The organism is Ensifer sp. SSB1, from assembly GCF_016652895.1.
Classification (GTDB): Bacteria; Pseudomonadota; Alphaproteobacteria; order Rhizobiales; family Rhizobiaceae; genus Ensifer.
This window is the reverse complement of record NZ_JAEPRP010000069.1, coordinates 18,097-33,946: the sequence shown is the minus strand read 5'-3', so window position 1 is coordinate 33,946 and position 15,850 is coordinate 18,097. Positions and strand designations below refer to the sequence as shown.

Annotated in this window: 14 protein-coding genes; 8 read left to right on the top strand and 6 right to left on the bottom strand. The window is 62.8% G+C overall.

Features of this window, described 5'->3' with window-relative positions; all coding sequences use genetic code 11:
• Positions 1 to 304: 304 nt before the first annotated feature.
• Complete coding sequence (locus tag I8N66_RS18240) at positions 305 to 1,000, bottom strand: HAD family hydrolase (RefSeq protein WP_113537968.1); 696 nt, start codon at positions 998 to 1,000, stop codon at positions 305 to 307.
• Between the two features lie 179 nt (positions 1,001 to 1,179).
• Here I8N66_RS18240 and I8N66_RS18235 point away from each other — a divergent pair, with 179 nt between their 5' ends.
• The gene (locus I8N66_RS18235) at positions 1,180 to 1,848 is read left to right on the top strand and encodes a GntR family transcriptional regulator (protein ID WP_113537967.1); all 669 of its coding nucleotides are present in this window, start codon (positions 1,180 to 1,182) and stop codon (positions 1,846 to 1,848) included.
• A 67-nt stretch (positions 1,849 to 1,915) separates the two neighbouring features.
• Here I8N66_RS18235 and I8N66_RS18230 read toward each other — a convergent pair whose 3' ends face one another.
• Positions 1,916 to 2,596 carry a winged helix-turn-helix domain-containing protein gene (locus I8N66_RS18230; RefSeq protein WP_113537966.1) on the bottom strand — a complete coding sequence of 227 codons (681 nt, stop codon included), beginning with the start codon at positions 2,594 to 2,596 and terminating at the stop codon, positions 1,916 to 1,918.
• 93 nt (positions 2,597 to 2,689) lie between these two features.
• Between I8N66_RS18230 and I8N66_RS18225 the strand changes: the two genes are divergently transcribed.
• The 4 genes from I8N66_RS18225 to I8N66_RS18210 all read left to right on the top strand — a co-directional run bounded on the left by I8N66_RS18225 (position 2,690) and on the right by I8N66_RS18210 (position 5,278).
• Positions 2,690 to 3,010, top strand: coding sequence for an NIPSNAP family protein (locus I8N66_RS18225; RefSeq protein ID WP_113537965.1), 321 nt, complete (start codon positions 2,690 to 2,692; stop codon positions 3,008 to 3,010).
• Positions 3,011 to 3,013: 3 nt separating this feature from the next.
• Complete coding sequence (locus I8N66_RS18220; protein ID WP_113537964.1) at positions 3,014 to 3,361, top strand: antibiotic biosynthesis monooxygenase; 348 nt, start codon at positions 3,014 to 3,016, stop codon at positions 3,359 to 3,361.
• 138 nt (positions 3,362 to 3,499) lie between these two features.
• On the top strand, positions 3,500 to 4,630 hold the full coding sequence (locus tag I8N66_RS18215; RefSeq protein WP_113537963.1) for a site-specific DNA-methyltransferase: 1,131 nt from the start codon (positions 3,500 to 3,502) through the stop codon (positions 4,628 to 4,630).
• A gap of 246 nt (positions 4,631 to 4,876) precedes the next feature.
• Positions 4,877 to 5,278, top strand: a complete 402-nt coding sequence (locus I8N66_RS18210; RefSeq protein WP_113537962.1) for a YkvA family protein — start codon at positions 4,877 to 4,879, stop codon at positions 5,276 to 5,278.
• Between the two features lie 49 nt (positions 5,279 to 5,327).
• Here I8N66_RS18210 and I8N66_RS18205 read toward each other — a convergent pair whose 3' ends face one another.
• From I8N66_RS18205 to mutY, 3 genes are all read right to left on the bottom strand, one after another.
• Complete coding sequence (locus tag I8N66_RS18205) at positions 5,328 to 6,203, bottom strand: hypothetical protein (protein ID WP_291156216.1); 876 nt, start codon at positions 6,201 to 6,203, stop codon at positions 5,328 to 5,330.
• A 143-nt stretch (positions 6,204 to 6,346) separates the two neighbouring features.
• On the bottom strand, positions 6,347 to 6,964 hold the full coding sequence (locus I8N66_RS18200; protein ID WP_113537960.1) for an HAD family phosphatase: 618 nt from the start codon (positions 6,962 to 6,964) through the stop codon (positions 6,347 to 6,349).
• 81 nt (positions 6,965 to 7,045) lie between these two features.
• Entirely contained in the window at positions 7,046 to 8,137 is a 1,092-nt protein-coding gene (gene mutY / locus I8N66_RS18195) for an A/G-specific adenine glycosylase (RefSeq protein WP_113537959.1), read from the bottom strand.
• 90 nt (positions 8,138 to 8,227) lie between these two features.
• On the opposite strand from mutY, the gene I8N66_RS18190 reads away from it, so the two are divergent.
• The 3 genes from I8N66_RS18190 to I8N66_RS18180 all read left to right on the top strand — a co-directional run bounded on the left by I8N66_RS18190 (position 8,228) and on the right by I8N66_RS18180 (position 13,240).
• On the top strand, positions 8,228 to 8,734 hold the full coding sequence (locus I8N66_RS18190) for a DUF721 domain-containing protein (protein WP_113537958.1): 507 nt from the start codon (positions 8,228 to 8,230) through the stop codon (positions 8,732 to 8,734).
• Between the two features lie 114 nt (positions 8,735 to 8,848).
• Positions 8,849 to 9,676 (top strand): thioredoxin domain-containing protein, encoded by an 828-nt coding sequence (locus I8N66_RS18185; protein ID WP_291156211.1) that lies wholly within the window; start codon positions 8,849 to 8,851, stop codon positions 9,674 to 9,676.
• Between the two features lie 102 nt (positions 9,677 to 9,778).
• Positions 9,779 to 13,240 carry a chromosome segregation SMC family protein gene (locus I8N66_RS18180; RefSeq protein WP_113537956.1) on the top strand — a complete coding sequence of 1,154 codons (3,462 nt, stop codon included), beginning with the start codon at positions 9,779 to 9,781 and terminating at the stop codon, positions 13,238 to 13,240.
• 584 nt (positions 13,241 to 13,824) lie between these two features.
• Here the strand turns inward: I8N66_RS18180 and I8N66_RS18175 are convergent.
• Complete coding sequence (locus tag I8N66_RS18175; protein WP_291156206.1) at positions 13,825 to 15,654, bottom strand: caspase family protein; 1,830 nt, start codon at positions 15,652 to 15,654, stop codon at positions 13,825 to 13,827.
• Positions 15,655 to 15,850 lie beyond the last annotated feature (196 nt).

Here is a 15,850-nt window from a genome sequence, read left to right as displayed (position 1 = left end):
CGCCAACGGTGAGATCGGCGAAGGCGACCGGGCCGAAGGCGACGCTGGCGGCCAGGGTCAGGCCAGTCAACATTGAAAGACGCATAGTGTTTCCTCCTAGAAATACCCCTGATGGGGCTTGCTTGAGATGGCCCTCGTGCGCGGCTTTTCGAAAACCGGGGAGATTTTCTAAGGGACACGGCGCCACTTCAATGTGTCATCGTGTCCCTCGGCGTCTAATCGGACGCCTGCCGTGGTGGCCGAAGGCTTTTTTCTCACTCCGGCCAGAAGGCAGGAGCGAAAGGGGTGGGGCCGTTGAGCGGCGTCAGGCCGTCAACGATTCCGACCATTCCGAAAGCGCTGAAATCACGCCCGGCAACGCCGTCATGCGCGAGATTACGGTTTCGGCGCCGGCTTCCGTCAGCTTGTCGGCATGCGACGGGAAGGTGTGGGAGCCGCCGGTGAAACCGACGACGCGCATGCCCGCGGCGCGCGCGCCATGGATGCCATGCACCGAGTCCTCAATAACGAGTACCCGCGACGGGTCCACGCCCATCTGCTTGGCGCCGTGCAGGAAGATGTCCGGCTTCGGCTTGACGCGGTCGGGGCCGAGGTCGCGCGCCGAGTAGATGCGCGGGCCGAAATGGTCCTTGATGCCGACCTTGCCGAGCATCATCGCCAGGCGCGCCGAGGTGGAGTTGGAGCAGATGCAATGGGGCAAGGTTAGCTGCAGCAGCATCGGCTTGACGCCATCGATGATCTTGACATCGCGTTCCAGGCGCTGGTCGAGGATGGTGTCGACCTTGCCGATCAGCGATGCGGAAAGCGGAATGCTCGCCTCCCTCTCGATCTCGAGCAGCGTGTTGTGCCAGGTCATGCCGGCAAAGCGCTCGGCCATTTCTTCAACGCTGATCGGGTAACCCGCTTCGGTCAGCAGTGCCGCTTCGACTTCCGAGGCGATGATTTCGGAATCGACGAGAACGCCGTCGCAATCAAAAATGATGAGATCGATACCGGTCATTTGGAACAGTTCCCTGGGAGGAGAAGGCGCCGCAGGCGGGGGGAGGATGGCTCGCGCGGCACGGGGCTTCGTACGCCAGAGCTTTATACGATGGCAGCCGAAAGCTCAACCTTTGGAAATCATCGAAACCGCTGCTGCGCTTGCTCGACAGTATTGTTTCGCGGCTCTATCTGTAGGCGATGGAAAAGCAACAGGACGATACGCTTGCAAGTCGCATCAGCAGGGCTCTCGCCGAGAGGATCATCTCCGGTATCCTGATGCCCGGGGAGCGCTTGCGGCAGGATCACATCGCCGAGGAATTCGGTGCGAGCCACGTTCCCGTTCGCGAGGCCTTTCGACGGCTGGAGGCTCAGGGGCTTGCCGTCAGCGAACCGCGCCGCGGCGTTCGCGTCGCCTCCTTCGATCTCAAGGAGGTGAGGGAGGTCGCGGAGATGCGCGCCGTTCTCGAGGTGCTGGCGCTTCGCCATGCGATCCCGCATCTGACGCCGGCGATCCTCGACCGGGCGGAGGCCGCTACCATGGCCGCAGACACCTCGCGCGACGTGCGCTCCTGGGAAGCGGCAAACCGCGCCTTTCATCGTCTGATCTTGCAGCCGTGCGGCATGCCGCGGCTGCTTGCTGCCATCGACGATCTGCATGCCGCAAGCGCCCGTTTTCTCTTCTCCGCCTGGCGCACGAGCTGGGAAGCGCGCACCGACCATGACCATCGCGCAATCCTTGCGGCCCTGCGCGAAGGCCGCGGCGACGAAGCCGCAAAGATCCTCGAGCGGCATGTGGGCTGGATCGGCAAGACGCCGGTGAGAACAGCCGCCGGCGAAACGCGCGAGGCGTTTTCGATCGTCGGCTAGAGCAAATCCGGTAAAAGTGCGTCGCGAATTTCCGTGCGGAATGCGCCGATTGAGGCACATAGCTTGGTTATTGCGGAAACAGCTCGGAGAAGGCCTTCTCACCGCTGGAGGTAAAGCGGATGGCGCGGCTGTTGGCCTCCCGCTTCGCCCAACCCTTGTCGATGAAGAGCGTCAGCAGTGCCTCACCGAGCGAGCCGGCGAGGTGCGTCCGTCGTTCGCTCCAGTCGAGACAGGTGCGGCAAATCGGACGACGCGATTTCTTGAGTGCCGAGTAGTCGATGCCCAGAGCCTCGATCCGATCTTGGCCGGCCGGGGTCAGTGCGAGATCGTCGCCGTTGATCTCGATCTGCTTTTCGGCAATCAGGCTGTCATACATGCGCACGCCATAGTCGCCGGCGAGATGGTTGTAGCAGACGCGCGCCTTCCGGAGCGCCGGATCCTTCGGGCCCGGGCGGTGACGGTTCATGCCGCGGCTGGCGGCAAAGCCCATCAGGTTCTCGAGCATCAGGCCGACTTCGTCTTCGGCAAGTTGAAAATAGCGATGTCGACCCTGCTTGCGCTGTGTCAGCAGGCCACCGGCCTCGAGCTTGGCAAGGTGGGAACTGGCGGTCTGAAGCGTTATCCCGGCATGGGTGGCAAGCTCGGTTGCCGTAAGCGCGCGACCGCCCATCAACGCCGTCAGCATGTTGGCGCGGGCCGGATCGCCGATCAGCGATCCGATGAGGGCGATGTCGGGGCCTTCCTTCATACTTCGATCGTAGTCGAAGCATTCACGTCGGACAAGCAGGCATAGTCATCCCATCGAAAGCCGGGTGCTGTGCCCGGCCACAAGGAGACGACGATGATCACCTGCTTCATCCGCTACGAAATCGATCCCTTCAAAAAAGAGGAGTTTGCCACCTATTCCCGCAACTGGGGCGAGGCGATCCCGCGCTGCGGTGCCGATCTCATCGGCTATTTCGGACCGCACGAGGGTTCGGTGACGACGGCCTATGGAGTCTACAACATCGAGAACCTCGCGGCCTATGAGGCCTATCGTGCCCGGCTTGCCGCCGATCCGCTCGGCCGCGAGAATTATGCCTTCGCCCGCCGCGAACGGTTTATCCTGAGGGAGGACCGGATTTTCCTGAAGAACGTATCCGCCCCCGTTGGAGGTAAGTGAAACATGATCGCCGTCATCTTCGAAGTTCTGCCCGCCGAGGGCCGGCGCGACACCTATCTCGGCATTGCCGCCGATCTGCGCCCGCTGCTCGACGACATCGATGGTTTCATCTCGATCGAGCGGTTCCAGAGTCTCTCCAATCCCGACAAGGTGCTGTCCCTGTCCTTCTGGCGTGACGAGGAGGCGGTGAAAGCCTGGCGCAATGGCGCAGAACACCGCGCCGCCCAGGACGCCGGACGTCATGGCGTCTTCGCCGACTACCGCTTGCGCATCGCCTCCGTCATCCGCGATTACGGGCTGAACGAGCGCCGTGAAGCGCCGGCCGACAGCCGCGCCTTTCACGACGCCTAGTGAATCGTCGCAGCAAAAGAACTCACTAACATGGCGTGACTACGCACTTTTTCGGAACGGCCTTCAGGCTTTGGTAACCATCTTCGGTAACCATAAGCTCCATGATCCGTTCCGAGTAAGCGTATTTGCGAGTTGTCCATGTCTTCAGTTGTTTCGCTTGCCGAAGTCTCCCGCTCCACCCGCCCGCTGGGCTGGCTCGACAGCATCATCAAGGGGGACTGCGTGGCCGCGCTCAACGCGCTTCCCGACAATTCGGTCGACGTCGTATTCGCCGACCCGCCCTATAACCTCCAGCTCGGCGGAATGCTGACCCGTCCCGACCAGTCGGTGGTCGATGCCGTCGACGACGAATGGGACCAGTTTGCCTCCTTCGAGGCCTATGATGCTTTCACCCGCGCTTGGCTGCTCGCCTGCCGCCGCGTGCTAAAGCCGACCGGCACCCTCTGGGTCATCGGCTCCTACCACAACATCTTCCGCGTCGGTGCGATCCTGCAGGACCTGCATTTCTGGATCCTCAACGACATCATCTGGCGCAAGACCAACCCGATGCCGAACTTCAAGGGCCGCCGTTTCCAGAACGCCCATGAAACGCTGATCTGGGCGACGCCCAACGCCAATGCCAAGGGCTACACCTTCAACTACGATGCGATGAAGGCGGCCAACGACGATGTGCAGATGCGCTCCGACTGGCTGTTCCCGATCTGCTCGGGACACGAGCGCCTCAAGGGCGACGACGGTAAGAAGGTGCACCCGACGCAGAAGCCGGAAGCGCTTCTCGCCCGCATCATGATGGCATCGACCAAGCCGGGCGACGTCATCCTCGATCCCTTCTTCGGCTCCGGCACCACCGGTGCCGTTGCCAAGCGCCTCGGCCGGCACTTCGTCGGTATCGAGCGCGAACAGGAATATATCGACGCGGCATCGGCGCGCATCGACGCCGTCGAGCCGCTCGGCAAGGCGATGCTTTCCGTCATGACCGGAAAGAAGGCCGAGCCCCGTGTCGCCTTCAACACCTTGATCGAGAGCGGGCTGATCAAGCCCGGCACGGTTCTGACGGATGCCAAGCGCCGTTACAGCGCAATCGTCAGGGCCGACGGCACGGTCGCTTCCGGCGGAGAAGCCGGTTCAATTCATCGCCTGGGCGCCAAGGTCCAGGGGCTTGATGCATGCAACGGATGGACATTCTGGCATTTCGAAGAAGGGAACACCCTGAAGCCCATCGACGAACTCAGAACCGTCATTCGAAATGATCTGGCAAAACTGAACTGATCAACCAGTTCCGCCAGATCCTTCGAAAAGCGCTCTAACCGGTTTTTGTACCTTCAGTCCCGGAAGGAGAGCTCTAAATGCCCGGAATCCTCAACGTGAGGGTTCCGGGCATTTGTATGTTGTCGGTCTTCTTGCCGGAACGGCTGATGGGGAGAGGGAAAGAAGCGGCACCTGATTGCCAATTCTTGCGTCGGGAAATAGGGTTCGACGTAACCAGTCTTCACCCGAACAAGGGTTGCCATCCGCATGACCTCGCCAGGTCGACTCCAGCGCGCCAAGCAATGGGCACGTCAAATCAAACGCGACGTCGTCGCACTCTGGTTCGCCGCACGAGATCCTCGAACGCCGATTTCGGCGAAATTCGTTGCCGGCGCCGTGGCGGCCTACGCTCTGTCGCCGGTGGACTTGATCCCCGACTTCATTCCGGTACTCGGCTACCTCGACGATCTGATCGTCGTTCCGCTTGGCATCCTTCTGGCGGTGCGTCTCGTGCCGCCGGCGCTCATGGATGAATTCCGGCAACGGGCGACGGCACAGGAGAGGCGCCCCTCCAGCCGAGGCGGATTTGTTGCGATCCTGTGTATCTGGTTCGTGGCCGCAGTCGTTGCGGCCTGGCTCGCCTGGGGCTTTCTCTCGGCCAAGCCATGAAGAGGGTTCGCGGCGATCGGTGCCGCCGCGAAGCGTTGGCACGCTGCCTTTAGAGGTCCGGCGCTCCCCGTGGGCGCAAATGGTAGAGGACGCGGGCACCCTTGTCTTCGAAGCCGCATGCTGCAAGCGCCGGCACAAGCGGCCCCAGTTCGTCGGGCTCCGCCTCGATCGTGACGATGCCGATCTGCGGATGCGTGACACGGATGCGCTCCAGCAATGCGGCAATGAGCGCGGTCAGGCCTTTCGTCGTTGCCTGATGCTGGGTAATCACGAGCATCATCTCATCACCGCCGGCAAAGGCGAAGGCTTCGCCTGTAACGCATCCCTGTTCGTCCAATACCTGAGTCAGCCCGTGACCTTCGCGTTGAGCAAGCTCCTCTGCAACCATGGTCGTGTCCCAGGTCGTGGTGCAGCTCTCCTCGCTGCAACGCGTGACCTTGGCTTTGGTGAAGAAATCAGCGTACCGGCCTAGAGCCTCGTCAGCCAGTGGTGTGCGGATGGCCGATGTTTCGGCGAGCGGAAAATCTGAGGTGGCTGGCCAAGCTTCGCGCGGCGTCTGCCACACCCTGAACAGTTCTCGATGCGCGACGGCGCCGGTTTCTCCGGCTAGCTGATCATGGAATTCGCCTATGCGCGAAGGCCACACAACGCCGTCAGGGCGGACCTCCTCGGCGGCGGCGTGCAGCAGCCGGGAGAGCACATGGATGTCGTCTTGGTCGGCGTGGAACGTGATGGCCGCGCCCCGCAGTGAGGTCGTCTCGTCCGTGTCGCGTTCTGCAGCGCAATGAAAGCCAGCCCAGCCGACGATTCGCTCTTCCTTGCGAGCGACGACGATCCGGCTTTCGGAAAGATGTTCCCTGAACTCGTCCAGAGTCACCTCTTCGCGATATCCCGCATCGGTGGTCGCATAGATTTCCGCGACCACGGCCTCCTTGGCCTCACCGTCCCGTATCACGCACAATTCTAAACTTTTCATATATCACTCCTTCGTATCGCAATCTAAGGTAGTGATGGTGAATCGTGGCGAAAATCGTGCCGTTGCGGGGCGGCCAAGAGCGAAATGTCGGCCTATGGATGGACACCGTAGGCGGCGAGGTCGGACTTCAATTTTTCCGGGTCGACGAAGTGCACCGCATGCCAGCCGGCCATCCGCGCGGCCTCGACGTTGGGCATGCTGTCGTCGATGAAGAGCGTCGCCGATGGGGTCAGGCCGAAGGTCCGCGTGTGGGTTTGATAGATGGCGATATCGGGCTTGATCAGCTTGACGTCGCCAGAAACGGTGACGCCGCGCGGCAGCGTCAGGAAGGGATAGAGCACCTGCGCCTCACGGAAGGTGTCGGAGGCGAAGTTCGTCAGCATGGTGACGTCGCGCCCTTCGGCGATCAGCCGTTCCAGCAGCGCAACCGTCTCGACATAGGCGTGCGGCACCATCTCCTGCCAATGCTTGCGGAAGGCGCGGATCTGCACCTCGCGCTCGGGAAAATCCTTGATCAGCAGCGCTTCGGCTTCTTCCCAGGTGCGGCCGCGGTCCTGCTCGATGTTCCAGTCATGGGTGCAGACATTGGCGAAGAACCATTCGCGCTCGGCCTCGTCCGGGATGATGCGGCTATAGGGCAGGTTGGGGTCATAGTGGATCAGCACCTTACCGATGTCGAAGACGATGTGGCGGATGTCGATGCTGCTCATGGACGTATTCCTTGCTTGGTCTTTTAGATCAGGAGTTGGGCCGGATGCGGGCGGAAGCCGCGCCTTCTTCCTCACGCTGTTCTAGCGCTCGGTCTTGAAGGCATGCGGGATCGCCTGGGCGATTGCCTTCTTCATGACGGTTGGCAACGCCTGGGCCTTCAGCGAGTGAACCGGTTCCCACCAGCCGTTGCCCTCCGTTCCGGTGCGCGCGACTTTGGCGCGATAGACCGAGAGACGCAACTCAAAATGCGTGAAGACGTGGCTGATGGTGCCGCAGTCTTCCCAGGAGGCGGCAAAGGGTTGGGAGGCGAGCGTGGTGTCGCCATCCTGTCGCGATGTCCAGTCGGTTCCGGGCACTTCTGTCATGCCGCCAAGCAGGCCGGTTTCGATCCTTTTTCGCAGATAGACGGCATTGTCGGCATCGATTGCGACGAAGGCGGCGCCGCGCCGAAGTGGCTTGTCTTTCTTCTGTGCCTTGCGCGGAAAGGTTTCGGGATCGGCAACGACCAGTGCGCGACAGTGCGCGCGGAAAGGACAGAGCGAGCAGGCAGGCCGCTTCGGCGTGCAGATCGTCGCGCCGAGGTCCATCATCGCCTGGGCGAAATCACCTGGACGATCGTCAGGCGTGAGGATGGCGACACGCGCCCGCATCTCGGGCTTCGCTGCGGGCAGGGGCGTTTCGATCGCATAGAGGCGCGAGATCACCCGCTCGACATTGCCGTCAAGCACGGCACTATTGCGGTTGAAGGCGATGGCTGCGATCGCAGCCGCGGTGTAGTCGCCGATGCCGGGAAGGGATTTCAACCCGTCTTCCGTGTCGGGAAACCGCCCCCCGTGATCCTTGGCGATAACCTCGGCACATTTCTTCAGGTTGCGGGCGCGGGCATAGTAGCCGAGCCCGGCCCAGGCCTTCATCACGTCCTCACTGTCCGCACGCGCCAGGTCCTCGACGGTCGGCCACAGTGACAGGAACTTCACGAAATAGGCCTTTACCGCTTGCACTGTCGTCTGCTGCAGCATGACCTCAGAAAGCCAGACGTGGTAGGGATCGGCAACGATCCCTTGGCTGGCCATAGGCGGCGAGACACGCCAAGGCAGGTCGCGGTGGTGCCTGTCGTACCATTCCAAAAGAAGGGGAGCGGCGTCGGCCGCCGGTATTGTATCGTGCATGATTTGCCGGGAGTTCTGTTTCCGGCCTATACTTGGCGAAGCGGAGCCGCGGCATCAAGGCTCAATCGACGTTGCATACAGAAAGTCGCATTCGTGAGTGAGCAGAAGCCCCGCAAGGGTGTCGTCCAGATCAGTGAGGTCGCCAACGGCCTGATCGACCCGGTGCTCGCCAAGCGGGCTGGCATCAATACAATGTTGCTCGGCTCGTGGGACGAAATCGCCGGCGAAGACTTTTCCGATTGCACGCGGCCCGAGAAGATCGCCTGGCCGCGACGTGTCTCGGAAATCGCAGGCGAGGGTGGCTACCAGCCGGGCGTGCTGACCGTCGCCTGCGAAGGCGCGCGTGCGCTTTTCCTGACCCATGCCCAGGGAGAACTGATCCAGCGCATCAACGGCTTCTTCGGCTTCTATGCCATCGGGCAACTGCGTATCGTCCAGAAGCCCGTGTCGGTACAGCCGAAACACCGCGGCAAGCCGAAGCAGCTTTCGGGCGAGCCCGCGCGTCGGCTGGAGGCGATGGTGGAGGGTATCGAGAGCGAAGAACTGAAGGCAGCTTTACGCCGCCTCGGGACGGCCGTTCTGGCGCCGCGTCGGCGATAGGGCCATCAGCCGGTCACAATTCTTTGAATTCTGTTGACGCCCGGCCACTTGCCGCCCTGCGCGCGGCAAGATATCGAATCCGCACTACAATTCCCTCCGAACACGGGTCAAATCATGTCCGCTTCCGCAATGAACCTTACGAAACGCCTGCTCAGCGGTGCCGCCATGGCAACCGTCGCCCTGGTGCTTGCTGCCTGCAGCGACGAAAAGAAGGAAACGGCATCGACCGCGCCGACCCAGGCGAGCGAGACGGCGGCAAAGCCCGCGACTGACGCCATCACCACGGCATCGACGTCCGCGACGCCGGCGAGCACCGAGGCGAAGCCGGCCACAGGCACTGAAGTCGCTCAGGCGACGACCGCTCCCGTGAAGGTCGAGCTCCCGTCGTCGGAAGGTTCCGTCGATGCGGCCAAGCTGATGGAGCCGGGCGCCCTGCCGGAAATGGCGCTGGGCGAAGCCAATGCGCCGGTGACGATCGTCGAATACATGTCGATGACCTGCCCACACTGCGCGGCCTTCCACAACAACACCTTCGAAGCAATCAAGACGAAGTACATCGACAGCGGCAAGGTTCGCTTCATCGTGCGCGAATTCCCGTTTGACCCGCGCGCGGCGGCCGCCTTCATGCTGGCGCGCTGCGCCCCGGAGGGCCAGTACTTCCCGATGATCTCCATGCTCTTCAAGCAGCAGCAGCAGTGGGCTGCAGCCCAGAATGGCCGCGACGCCTTGCTGCAGATGTCCAAACTCGCCGGTTTTACACAGGAGAGCTTCGAGGCCTGCTTGACGAACCAAAAACTTCTGGATGATGTGAACTCTGTTATGCAGCGGGGCGCAAAGGATTTCGGCGTACAGTCGACGCCGACCTTCTTCGTTAATGGTGAACACTATTCGGGGGACATGTCGGTTGACGTTATGTCGGCCCTCATCGACAGCAAGCTCTGATCCTTCGCTTTTCCTGAAAACGGGCGACGGCAGCAGCCGTGCGCCCGTTTTTTTCGTTCTGCCGCGCGGTAGAGGGGGGGATCTCACCCCAGCGTTCGCCGCATGAAGTTCAACAAGCTCCGCCTGCTCGGCTTCAAATCCTTCGTCGAACCGACCGAGTTCATCATCGAGCGCGGACTGACCGGCGTCGTCGGGCCGAACGGCTGCGGCAAGTCGAACCTCGTCGAAGCGCTGCGCTGGGTGATGGGGGAGAACTCCTACAAGAACATGCGCGCTTCCGGCATGGACGACGTGATCTTTTCCGGATCCGGCAACCGTCCGGCGCGCAACACGGCCGAAGTTGGCCTCTATCTCGACAACAGCGATCGCACCGCACCGGCTGCCTTCAACGATAGCGACGAAATCCAGGTGACGCGCCGCATCGAGCGCGAGCAGGGCTCGGTCTACCGCATCAACGGCAAGGAGGCGCGCGCCAAGGATGTGCAGCTTCTGTTTGCCGATGCCTCGACCGGCGCGCGTTCGCCGTCGATGGTCGGGCAGGGGCGCATCGGCGAATTGATCGCGGCAAAGCCGCAGGCCCGCCGCCAACTCTTGGAAGAGGCGGCCGGCATCTCCGGCTTGCATTCGCGTCGCCATGAAGCCGAATTGCGCCTCAGAGCAGCCGAGACCAATCTCGAGCGGCTCGACGACGTAACCTCGCAGCTCGAAAGCCAGATCGAGAGCCTTAAGCGCCAGTCACGCCAGGCCAACCGCTTCAAGATGCTTTCGGCCGATATCCGCAAGCACGAGGCGATCCTTTTCCATATCCGCTGGGTGCAGGCCAAGGAGGCGGAAGCCGAGGCGACGAGCCAGCTCAACCAGATCACGGTGCTTGTCGCCGAAAAGGCGCAGGTGCAGATGCAGGCGGCGAAGGATCAGGCGATTGCCAGCCTGAAGCTGCCGGAATTGCGCGAGAATGAAGCGCGGTTCGCCGCGGCACTTCAGCGCCTGCAGATCGCCCGCTCGCAGCTCGAAGAGGACGCCGGCCGTATCCTCAGGCGGCGCGATGAATTGCAGCGCCGTCTGGCACAGCTTGCCGAAGATATCGCGCGCGAAGAGCGCCTCGTCGTCGACAATGCCGGCATCCTGTCGCGGCTCGACGAGGAAGAAGCCGAACTCAGCGACATGCTGGCCGAGGCCGACGACCGTGCGACGGAAGCACGCGAGCGGCTGGAGGAGGCGAACGAAAAGCTTGCCGGCAACGAAGCGCTGCTGGCTCGATTGACCGCCGAGCGCGCCGAGGCACAGGCGGGACGCAACCAGCTGGAGCGGACGCTACGCGACCTTTCCGAGCGACAGGCGCGCCTTGCCCGGCAACTGGCCGATCAGTCGCGCGATCTCGATGAGCTCGACCGGCAGATGGCAGCACTTCCCGACCCGCATGAGAAGCAGGGCCAGGTCGAGGTCGCCGAGGCTGCGCTGGAAGAAGCCGAATCCAATGTGCTGGCGATCGAGGAGGCACTGGCCGAGGCGCGGCGCGCGGAGGTCGAGGCGCGTCCACCGGTCGACCGGGCACGTGCCACGCTCAACGGCATCGAGACCGAGGCGCGCACGATAAGGCGTATGCTGGAAGCGGTAGCCGGCGGCGCCTATCCCGCCGTCGTCGAGGACATGAAGGTCGACCGCGGCTTCGAGACGGCACTTGGCGCAGCACTTGGCGACGATCTGGATTCGCCTCTCGAAACGGCGGCCCCGGCCCATTGGCGTGCGCCGGGAGACCACGTCGGCGACGCCGACCTGCCGGAAGGCGTTGGCCCGCTGATCGCCCATGTGAAGGCGCCGGATGCGCTGACCCGCGCGCTGAAGCAGATCGGCATTGTCGCAAGCGAGGCGGACGCGGAACGGCTGCTGCCGCTGCTGAAGCCCGGCCAGAGCCTCGTTACCAAGCAAGGCTCCGTCTGGCGTTGGGACGGTCACGTGACTGGCTCGGAGGCGCCGAGTGCTGCTGCCTTGCGGCTGGCGCAGAAGAACCGCCTGGCCGAACTCGACGCTGAGGCAGATGGTGCTGCGGAGGCGCTGCGACGCGCCGAGGCTGACCTCGCGACTGCCGGCACGCGTATCCGTGCCGAGGACGAGCGGCTGCGGCTATCGCGCGACGCGCAGCGCATGATCACGCGGCAACTCGGCGAAGCCCGCGACGCGCTTGCGGCTGCCGAGCGTGCCTCCGGCGATCTTGCCCGCAGGCGAGCGGTTCTTGCGGAAACCCGCAGCCAGATCGAGGCGCAGGGCGAGGAAGTGGCCGAGCAGATCGAAACGGCCAATGATGCGCTGGCGGATGCACCCGATCTCTCGGAACTGGAATTGAAGCTGCGCACGCAGACGGCCGATGTTGCTGCCGATCGTGCCACCGTTGCCGAAGCGCGCGCCGCTCATGACGGTCTGGCGCGCGAGAACGAGGCCCGCCAGCGGCGCATCACCGCGATTGGCGCGGAAAGGCAGACCTGGAAGGCACGTGCGACCAGCGCCGAAGAACACATCGCGACGCTACGAGATCGTGAGGCGGAAGCCCGCGACGAAGTGGAAGAACTGATCGATGCGCCGGATGAGTTCGAGGACAAGCGTCGCGCGTTGATGAACGAGTTGCAGAAGGCGGAAGCAGCCCGGCGCGAGGCGGCCGACCTTCTTGCCGAGGCGGAAAATCACCAGCGCGAGGCGGACCGTCTGGCGGCAACCGCGCTCTCCGAGCTTGCCGAATCGCGCGAGAAGCGCGGCCGCGCCGAAGAGCGGCTGGTCTCTGCCCGCGAACGCCGCGTCGAGATCGAAGCGCGCATTCACGAAGCGCTCTCCTGTGCGCCGCACGAGGTGATGCGACTGACCGGGCTTGCCGTCGACGAGGCGCTGCCGGACATGCGCAATATCGAGCGGGAGCTCGAACGGCTGAAGATCGAGCGCGAACGCCTCGGCGCCGTCAACCTGCGTGCAGAAGAGGAGCAGAAGGAGCTTTCCGAAAAGCTCGCTCTCATTCTCCGCGAGCGCGATGACGTCATCGAGGCGATCCGCAAGCTCAGAAGTGCCATCCAGAACCTGAACCGCGAGGGCCGCGAGCGCCTGATCGCTGCCTTTGACGTCGTCAACGTGCAATTCCAGCGGCTGTTCACCCACCTCTTTGGCGGCGGCACGGCCGAACTGCAACTGATCGAGAGCGACGATCCGCTGGAAGCGGGTCTCGAAATTCTCGCCCGCCCGCCCGGCAAGAAGCCGCAGACGATGACGCTGCTTTCCGGCGGCGAGCAGGCGCTGACGGCGATGGCACTGATCTTCGCGGTGTTCCTCACCAATCCGGCCCCGATCTGCGTGCTCGACGAAGTGGACGCGCCGCTCGACGACCACAATGTCGAGCGCTACTGCAACCTGATGGACGAGATGGCGGCTTCAACCGAAACCCGCTTCATCATCATCACCCACAACCCGATCACCATGGCTCGCATGAACCGACTGTTCGGCGTGACCATGGCCGAGCAGGGCGTATCCCAGCTGGTGTCCGTCGACCTGCAGACGGCAGAGCGTCTGAGAGAAGTGGTCTGATCGTTCGCCGACCCGACCAGGCAGCGGTCAGTGCAAGAGTGCCATTCGAACGCGGCGATGAAACCTGTCGCGCGCAGCGTGTCTTCGCGTTGGCCCAGGCGATCGGCATGGGCCCTCAGCGGCACCTTGTTGGCGTTATAGGCGGAGCGCGTGGCCGAACCACTTGCTGTAGGTCATGGGCGTGCCGGTCGCCCAGCGCCAGTCGTCGGTGCTGCCGCTCGGGTTGGCCGATCCAAGCCAGCTCCTCCGCCCCTCTGAGACTGAAGCGGATTGCCGTGACGGGACATTCTCGGATGCTGTGCGAGGTGGTGTGGCTCCGTCACTCGAATTCCAGAATGAGGCTCGGGCTCATATTGTTGAGGCCATGTCCTGCGATGTGTTGAGATAGGCGCCCTTCATGTCGAGCCGGCCTGAGCGCTGGGTATAATATATCGCGAGATCGTCGCCCGGTTTGTATTCATTCGGCGCGCCCGGGAACCATCTGGAATAGGTCATCGCCTCGCCGCTGTCCCAATACCTGCCGCCTTTGGGCTCCTGACTTGCGATCTACCCCGTTGTGCGGGTGTGTCTGGACATCCAGGCGGTCACTCGAATTCGAGAATGAGACCGCCCGTTCCGTCGGTCGATCCCATGTCGTCCCAGGTGTCGACATAGAGGGATTTGGTATCGGCCTTACCATTGCGATGCGCGTAGTACATGCCGATATCGTCGCCCTTCTTGCCTTCGTTCGGCATGTCCTGGAACCATTTCGTGTAGGTCAAGGGCGCGCCGTTGTCCCAGTGCCAGCCGCCTTTGGGTTCCTTGCCCTGTGGGTCCTGCGTCAGGCCGATCCAGGGTCCCATCTTGTAGCTGACGTTTCCGGAGGGATCATAGCCGGTCTGGAAGAAGCTCTGGTCGGCATTGAAAAGCGATGCGACGAATGCGTTTTCCTCCGGAGACGAAATCGCGGCGAGGTGCGCGCCGCAACCGCCGGCGATCCCGCGCGCATAAACGGCCAAAATCGTTCCCGTGCGAACGGCGACGTAGAGGTGCCCGCCGAACACGCCATAGACGGTCTCGAAGTGGCGTAGACAGGTCAGCGCCCGCAGGACGGTTTGGTCGGTTTCCAGCCCTTCGAGGTTGGCAGCGTCGTAGCGTCGCGCTTTCGTCGCGCTGTAGATGCCTTCAGCCCGCGCGTTGACCTTTATCCCGAGGGCTGCTGCTGTGTTCTCGGTAATGAAGCCGCTCGCCGGCTGCTGGTTGGTGCTTTGGAAGCGTTTGATCGCTTCCCTGGTCTGTCCGCCAAAAACGCCATCGGCAGTGCCGGCTTCAAATCCCCGCGAGGCAAGCGCCAGCTGGACATTTCGCCGCTTCTCTTTGTCCGGCAACAGCTGCGCTTCGACGGATTGCGGCAGATGTGCCTCGTTGCGCGCGGCCGCCGGTTCGATCTGGGCAAGCGCCTGGCGTCCAAGGTCGGCATACTCGCCGGTGCGGTGCTTTTCGACGAAGAAGTGCCAGATGCGCGCCGTTCCGATCTTCAGAGCCTTCTTGAAGTCCTTTTCAGCTTCGAGCGCTTCGGGGTCGATTGCCGGTACCGCCAGTGCCGGCTGGACCGGTTGCACCGTCGGGGTCTGTGGCGCTGCCGTTTCCGGACCGAAATAGAACTCCAGCGACAGCGACGACAGGATCTGCGGCTGCTGCTTGCCCTGTGTTTCCTTGCGCACGTCGCGCACGACCCGCTTGAAGGCGGTGCCGACTTCCAGCCCGGCACCGGAGAGATTGGCGATCAGGGCGCGGGTAAACGGCGAATGCCCATCGGTGCCGTCGGCAGCGACCTGGCCGGGGGCGGCGGCAAAGGCCACGAGCGTGCCGGCGCCTTGGGTCTCGATCGGTGCCAGGCCTCTGGTTGCGCCCCCGCGGGTGGCGCCTTCGACTTCGGTGTTCAGCCGATTGGCGAGAGGGTTGTTGCGGCAGGCATCAAGGAAGACCATCGATATCCGGGCGCGCTTCTCCAGCGCATTGATGATCTCTGACAGGGCTATGGTTTCGGCGGGAACGTCGAACTCACTCTCGAGCTTCGCGTCCGTGCCAATGAGAAAGTTTTCTCCGTGCAGCTGCATGCCGTGTCCGGCGTAGTAGAACAGGGCGACATCATCTGGCCCGATCTTGCGGGAAAAGTTTGAAAGCGCGCCAGCAAGGCCCCTGCGATCTGCGTTGAGCACAAGATCGGTTTCAAATCCTTGTCCCTTGAGGAAGGTTCCGAATGCTTCAGCGTCGCGAGCGGCATTGGGAAGCGTTCCCGCCGCGACGTAGTTCGTCATGCCGACGACGAGCGCAAGCCGCTTGCCATTCTCCTCGGCGAAGCCATGCCCGACCACGAGCAGGAGCATAGGGACCGAAAGGATCCAGGATCTCAGTTTCGCACGCCACTGCATGACCTACCCTCCAAGCCCCGGGGACTGAAACGGATTGCCATGACGGGATATTCTTGGATGCGCCCCATCGCGTGCATTTATATCAGATTTTTATAATGTAGCGGGCAATGTCGACCGTAGACCGTTGACGGGTATTTCATATGCGATAAAGGCCCTCGAAGCCCATAGTGTCCGGGGTCGAGCCCCCAAGCGTGCC